This is a genomic window from Pseudoalteromonas sp. SR45-5 (genome assembly GCF_014163565.1).
GTDB lineage: Bacteria > Pseudomonadota > Gammaproteobacteria > Enterobacterales > Alteromonadaceae > Pseudoalteromonas > Pseudoalteromonas distincta.
Genome location: NZ_JACJDN010000247.1, coordinates 1 through 5,510, shown reverse-complemented (window position 1 = coordinate 5,510; position 5,510 = coordinate 1). Strand labels below are relative to the sequence as shown.

Genomic DNA, 5,510 nt, shown 5'->3' with positions numbered 1-5,510 from the left:
AGTTTATCCAGTAGCTTGTCACTCGTATCTTCAATTAATACCAGCTCTAAATCACAAAAGGTTTCTTTACAAAAATGATAAAGCGGAGCCGCTATAAAGCTTGCAATTGTAGGTATAACACCCACAGTCAGCTTACCACTCAGTGGTGTTAAAAAGCTTTTTGTAAGCTCTTTTAAACTAATCGTATCGTTAATTATTTTACGAGAACGCTCAACAACTTCTTCACCAATACTGGTAAACATCAGGCTGCGATTTTCACGCTCAATTAGCTGACAGCCTAGTGTTTCTTCAAGATTTTGAATAGCGCTACTTAAAGTAGATTGTCCTATAAAGCAGGCACTAGCGGCTCTGCCAAAGTGCTGATGTTGATGAACAGCTAATAAATACTGTAGTTGTTTAATACTTGGAAGGTTAGTCATTTTTTCTTTCCACAAATAAAAAGACCCCAACACCTAGGGCATTGAGATCTTTTCAAGCTAAAAGTCTTTGAGTACTTTTTTATTAAACCCCAAATGCGGTTCTTAGTACGTAGAAAATAACAATAGCAAGGGCAGCGCCAACTGGCAATGTAATTACCCAAGAAACTACAATGTTTCTGATAACACCCATGTTAAGCGCGCCAATTCCACGTGCCATACCTACACCTAATACCGCACCCACTAAGGTTTGAGTAGTAGAGATTGGCATACCAGTACCTGAGGCAATAACAACGGTAGAAGCAGCAGCTAGTTCAGCAGCAAAACCACGGCTAGGTGTTAAATGTGTAATACCTTCACCAATAGTTTTGATTACTTTTTTGCCTAAAATAGCAAGACCAGCAACAATACCAAAACCACCTAGAGGTAGAATCCACCAAGCAATAGCTGCTTTTTTAGCAATTTCACCATTGTTTTCAACAATGTTTACAACAGCTGCTAGTGGACCAATTGCATTAGCAACGTCATTAGAACCATGTGCAAATGCCATACAACATGCTGTTAGTACCATAAGAACAGCAAATACTTTTTCAACATTGTTGAACTGCATTTGTTTATCTGCTTTTGGATCAATATTTAAGCGAGATATGGCAATTTTACCAATCACAGCAACAACTATTGCAACACCTACTGACAGTGCATAGCCTTCAGCTGAGCCTAGGTCTATACCAACGTGCTTTAAGCCCTTTTTAATTGTAACCAATGCCATGATAAAACCTGCTAAGCCCATATAAAGAGGGACATAACGTTTAGCATTTTTTAGTGGTGCATCTGTATTAAAGATAAGCTTTTGTGCACTCATGAATATTAAGTATGCAATAAAGCCTGATATGGCAGGTGTTATAATCCAACTACCTACAATACCACCTACTTTATCCCATTGAATCGCCTCAGTACCTACTGCAACTAACGCAAAACCAATGATTGCACCAATGATTGAGTGAGTTGTAGATACAGGCCAACCTAAGAACGAGGCCATTAATAACCAAGCACCGGCTGCAAATAAAGACGAAATCATACCCAGAACCATTAATTCCGGAATATCTGCAAATGGTGCTGCATCAATAATTCCTTTACGAATTGTTGATGTAACCTCACCACCTGCTAAATAGGCGCCTGCAAATTCAAAAATCATCGCTATAAAAATAGCTTGTTTGATTGTTAGCGCTTTTGAACCTACAGATGTACCCATGGCGTTCGCTACGTCGTTCGCGCCAATACCATAAGCCATAAAAAAGCCGACTGCTGCGGCAATTAAAATTAATACCGTGCCGTAAGATGCAATGATATCCATTGTAAAACCTTAATCTTTCGTGTTTGAACTGATTTTAAATTAACGAGCTAACATCAGCTCAAGACGTGATCCTACGCGCTCTGCAATATCTGCAAGCTCGCCAACCCATTCAATGATTTTGTACAAAAACATCACATCAATTGGGTTTAACTCACCCTCTACATCACGTAGCTGGCGGCGTACTTTTATCTGCATTTCGTCCGTGTCTTGTTCTATGGCATCCAATTCAACTAACATTTTTTCTACTAAGGTGACTTCTCGACCTTTAAAACCCGTTTCTAGCAATTCTTCTAATTCGTTAATTGCTTTAGATGCTTGTTTAGTCGCATCTACACAACGGGTTAAGTAAGCTAAGAAATCAGCTTGCATAACTTTAGGAATGGTCATTTCACGACCAATCACTCGTCCTGCAATATCTTTTGCTTTATTGGCAATTTTATCTTGTTGAGTTACTAATTCGAGAAGATCTGTACGCTCTACCGGCATGAATAAACCACGTGGCAATTGTAAGCGTATATCTCTTTTCATATCATCAGCTTCACGTTCTAAATTGCGAATAGTGATGCGAAGCTCTTCAGCTTGTACCCACTCTTCTTTAAATACGTGATTAAAAAAAGGTATCAAAGCTTTACTTGCTTGATGAACCTTCTTGATGTGTTCTTCCATTGGTTTGATAGGAGATTTTGCAAATACTCCTAAAAACGCGTTTGTAGGCATAACTGACCCTTTAATCAAATTGATATGCTTTGCAGCATGAATTTTACAGTATTAACCAAGATTGTGAACGCTTTTTATTACTTCACTAAGGCTTGCAATGCACAAAGCGGCACTAAGCCGCTTTAATAAAAAAGAAAAATAGGTAAAAAATTATAGCGATTTTTCTATATCTTCTTGAGATGTATGACGAATATCTTTGCCATTTACAAAATAAATAATGTATTCCGCAATATTTTGACAACGATCCCCTATGCGCTCTAATGAACGAACAGACCAAACTAAGTCCATAATTTTAGGGATTGAGCGTGGATCTTCCATCATATAAGTCATTATTTGACGTGTGATAGCTTCATATTCACGGTCAACTTTTGCATCTTCTTTATGTACTTGAAATGCGCGCTGCACATCCATACGTGCAAATGCGTCTAGTACATCATGTAACATCTTTAAAACTTGGCGGCCCATATTCTCAATATTTACTAGCAAGTCTTGTTGATCTTTAGTAAATGAGTCTAGTGCAACTTTAGCAATTCGCTCAGCTTCATCGCCAATACGTTCTAAATCTGCAATAGTTTTTGCAATTGCAATCACTAAACGTAAGTCACTTGCTGCAGGCTGACGACGAGCAATGATACGCGTACATTCTTCATCAATGCTGACTTCCATTGCATTTACTTTGTAATCGTTCTGACGTACCTTTTGAGCAAGCTCAGCATCGTTACGACTCACCGCATCAAGCGCGCTATTTAATTGCTGCTCAACTAAGCCACCCATACTCAATACATGGTTACGTACATTTTCTAGTTCTTGGTTAAAGCGCCCAGAAATATGCTTATTAATATTATGTTCCATAGTTACCTTCTCTCTTAATCTTGTACAACACGCTATAACGGGCTAATTAACCGTAACGACCGGTAATGTAATCTTCAGTCTTTTTCTTCGTTGGTGTAGTAAATAAGGTATTTGTGTCTGAGTATTCAATCAATTCGCCCATATACATAAAGGCTGTTTGATCAGATACACGCGCTGCTTGTTGCATGTTGTGTGTAACAATAACAACGGTAAATTTGTTTTTTAAATCGTTTATTAGCTCTTCGATTACCAAAGTAGAAATAGGGTCGAGTGCTGATGTTGGTTCATCAAGTAAAAGTACCTCAGGCTCAATTGCAATTGAGCGAGCTATAACTAAACGTTGTTGCTGACCACCCGATAAGCCAAACGCGCTATCGTGCAATCTATCTTTTACTTCATCCCACAAAGCAGCACCACGAAGTGATTGCTCTACTACTTCATCTAATTTACGTTTCTCTTTAATGCCTTGTAAGCGCAGGCCATAAACTACATTTTCATAAATTGATTTAGGAAATGGATTAGGGCGCTGAAACACCATGCCTACATTACGACGAAGTGCTGCTACATCTACGCTCTTATCGTAAATATTTTGACCATGGAGTAATATTTCACCTTCAATACGGCAAATATCAACCAAATCATTCATGCGATTAATACAACGCAGTAATGTTGATTTACCACACCCAGACGGCCCGATAAACGCAGTTACTTGGCCTTTAGGAATGTTCATATTAACTTTATTAAGCGCCTGCTTATCACCGTAGTAAAGATCGAGGTCTTTAATCTCTAGCGCTTTTTGATCATCCGTTAAATTTTCTAGGTCTAACTTTTGACCAATATTAGCTTGGTTTACTTGTGGAGCGACTGTAATCATTTTTGTTACCTATAAAATCTTTACTAATTAGTGTTCAAGCGATCTGAATTTTTCACGTAAATGGTTACGTATACCAATGGCCGTTATGTTTAGGGTAATAATCACCGACACCAATAAAAAGGCAGTGGCGTATACCAGCGGACGTGCCGCTTCAACATTAGGGCTTTGGAAGCCAACATCGTATATATGAAAGCCTAAGTGCATGAACTTTCTATCTAAGTGAAAATACGGGAAGTTACCATCAAGTGGTAATGTAGGGGCCATTTTCACAACGCCTACTAACATTAATGGTGCAACTTCACCTGCAGCACGCGCAACTGCCAGTATTAAACCAGTCATAATTGCAGGGCTTGCCATTGGAATAATTATGCGCCATAACGTTTCAACCTTTGTTGCGCCAAGCGCTAGTGAACCGTCACGTACGGTACTTGGAATACGAGATAAGCCCTCTTCAGTCGATACAATAACAACTGGCAAAGTTAATATAGCAAGCGTTAACGCCGACCACATTACACCAGGCGTACCAAATACTGGCGTTGGTGCCGCTTCAGGGTAAAATAATTGGTCTAAGCTACCACCTAACATGTATACAAAAAAGCCGAGGCCAAATACACCGTACACAATTGAAGGCACACCGGCCAAGTTAATCACCGCAATACGAATCATCTTAGTGACTGCATTTTTAGCGGCATACTCGTGTAAGTAAATTGCAGCAACAACACCAAACGGCGTCACTATTACAGCCATCAGCATAACCATAAACACAGTACCAAATATAGCAGGGAAAACACCGCCCTCTGTATTTGCTTCACGTGGGTCATCAGATACAAACTTACCTAGCTGCACAAAGTAGTGCCCTAGCTTTGCAAAAAAGCCCATATCATTTGGAAACCAAACATCAAGTACTTGATACATTGGAATCGTAACTACTTCACCGCGCATATCTTTTACAGTTACGTGGTCACGTTTAGCTTGTTTACGTAGTGCAAATAAATCTTTTTCAAGTACACCATACTGCGCACGTAATTCAGCACGCTCTTGAGCAAGCTCAGCAACACGTTCATCAGTGAGTGCGTTATCTAGTAAGTAGCCCTTTTCTTTTAAACGAAGACGCTCAAGCTCATAGTTAATATGCCCAATGTCACCATTTTGTAAATCAAGTGCTTCGTCGTTTAAATCCACGGCACGCTCTACAAGTTCATGTAGAGCTTCAATTTTATCGCCTTCGACTGGTTTACCATCTTTAATTACACTTTCAACATAACCATAAAAATTACCGTTTTTACTACGCTCAAAT

The 5,510-nt window shown here is 39.2% G+C and carries 6 protein-coding genes; all 6 read right to left on the bottom strand.

All coding sequences use genetic code 11. From position 1 onward, the window contains the following. The coding region (locus H5072_RS10705) for a LysR family transcriptional regulator (protein WP_182693511.1) at positions 1–419 on the bottom strand (419 nt) is incomplete at its 3' end. 82 nt (positions 420–501) lie between these two features. Next, positions 502–1,770: an inorganic phosphate transporter gene (locus H5072_RS10700; protein ID WP_024597536.1), complete on the bottom strand. Its 1,269-nt coding sequence runs from the start codon at positions 1,768–1,770 to the stop codon at positions 502–504. A 39-nt stretch (positions 1,771–1,809) separates the two neighbouring features. Continuing rightward, entirely contained in the window at positions 1,810–2,487 is a 678-nt protein-coding gene (locus H5072_RS10695) for a TIGR00153 family protein (protein WP_002957838.1), read from the bottom strand. Between the two features lie 150 nt (positions 2,488–2,637). After that, positions 2,638–3,339, bottom strand: coding sequence for a phosphate signaling complex protein PhoU (gene phoU / locus H5072_RS10690; protein WP_007586465.1), 702 nt, complete (start codon positions 3,337–3,339; stop codon positions 2,638–2,640). 46 nt (positions 3,340–3,385) lie between these two features. Continuing rightward, on the bottom strand, positions 3,386–4,213 hold the full coding sequence (pstB, locus tag H5072_RS10685; protein ID WP_002957840.1) for a phosphate ABC transporter ATP-binding protein PstB: 828 nt from the start codon (positions 4,211–4,213) through the stop codon (positions 3,386–3,388). Between the two features lie 27 nt (positions 4,214–4,240). Beyond that, on the bottom strand, positions 4,241–5,510 hold a 1,270-nt coding region (gene pstA, locus H5072_RS10680), incomplete at its 5' end, for a phosphate ABC transporter permease PstA (RefSeq protein ID WP_182693510.1).

Excerpts from the sequence above, each read along its gene's own strand:
- H5072_RS10695 (WP_002957838.1), bottom strand. The coding sequence starts at position 2,487 with ATGCCTACAAACGCGTTTTTAGGAGTATTTGCAAAATCTCCTATCAAA.
- pstB (WP_002957840.1), bottom strand. The coding sequence starts at position 4,213 with ATGATTACAGTCGCTCCACAAGTAAACCAAGCTAATATTGGTCAAAAG.
- H5072_RS10700 (WP_024597536.1), bottom strand. The coding sequence starts at position 1,770 with ATGGATATCATTGCATCTTACGGCACGGTATTAATTTTAATTGCCGCA.
- phoU (WP_007586465.1), bottom strand. The coding sequence starts at position 3,339 with ATGGAACATAATATTAATAAGCATATTTCTGGGCGCTTTAACCAAGAA.